The sequence below is a fragment of the Nocardia abscessus genome, from assembly GCF_015477775.1.
In the GTDB taxonomy this organism is placed as follows: domain Bacteria; phylum Actinomycetota; class Actinomycetes; order Mycobacteriales; family Mycobacteriaceae; genus Nocardia; species Nocardia abscessus_A.
Window position 1 is genome coordinate 1 of sequence record NZ_JADLQO010000062.1, and the last position, 926, is coordinate 926.

Sequence of the window (926 nt, forward strand, 5' to 3'; positions counted from 1 at the left end):
CTGAGCCAGTTGCCGTCCGCGCCGCCGTCGATGCCGTTGAGCAGGTACAGGGTGGGTGCGGGAGCCGATCTGTCGGCGGCAGGAAGGACGCGCACGGTCACGGTGTTCGCCATCGCGGCGGAGTAGACGGTCAGCTCGACCAGTCCTCCCGGTCCCGGTGCCGTGCTCGCGATATGGGAGCGATCCGCGGCGGCGCCGGTCGGTGACGGGAGTTCCGGCGTGGTCGGTCCGGCGCTCGCCGAACCGGACGTGCCGGTCGCGAAGACGAACGCGACGACGCTCAGCGCCGCCGCCAGCCGTGCGGTCCGTGCCGCACCGCGACGGTACGGCGATGGGGCGGGAGAATCCACTCACGGCCTTCCGGCGGACGGGACGAGAACTCCGCCAACGTTAGGACGCGAATGTCTGTGCGGGCAAGCGGCATCGAACTCGTTTGGGGCCGGTGGCCAGTTCGCTCGGCCTCCAGCTGGGAACGGCCACAAGGTTGCGGGTATCCGTGTTCACGAGCTCGCCGGATGCGGTTGACTCGATGCCGATCCTCAGCGTCGGTCGCCTGTCTCCGGCCCGCGCAGCCACGGGCGCCGGCCGGGGTGCGGCCTCGAGATCGGAGGTGCGATGTCGCTTACCCACTCCCGGAAACGAATCCTGCTGACCGCAGCCGTGATCACGGTGCTGGCGGGCTCGGGCACTGCGGCGACGGCCGATTCCCTGCCGGATCTCGCGTCCGTGTCCGCACCCGACGGTTCCCGGATTCACGACATCCGCGCCGAGTCCGACCGTGTTCTCGACGTCGGCGTGTTCTCCGCGGCGATGAACAGCGTCGCCCGGGTGCGCGTGCTGCGCGCGGCCGATCCGGCTCGGCCCGCGCCCACGTTCTATCTGCTCAACGGCGCCAACGGCGGTATCAGCGACGGGAGCTGGACCGA

The 926-nt window shown here is 70.5% G+C and carries 2 pseudogenes; one reads left to right on the forward strand and one right to left on the reverse strand.

Annotated elements, in window-relative coordinates:
• Positions 1-350 (reverse strand): annotated as a pseudogene (locus tag IU450_RS39260) (hypothetical protein); the annotation flags it as partial.
• A 265-nt stretch (positions 351-615) separates the two neighbouring features.
• Here IU450_RS39260 and IU450_RS39265 point away from each other — a divergent pair.
• Positions 616-926 (forward strand): annotated as a pseudogene (locus IU450_RS39265) (esterase family protein); the annotation flags it as partial.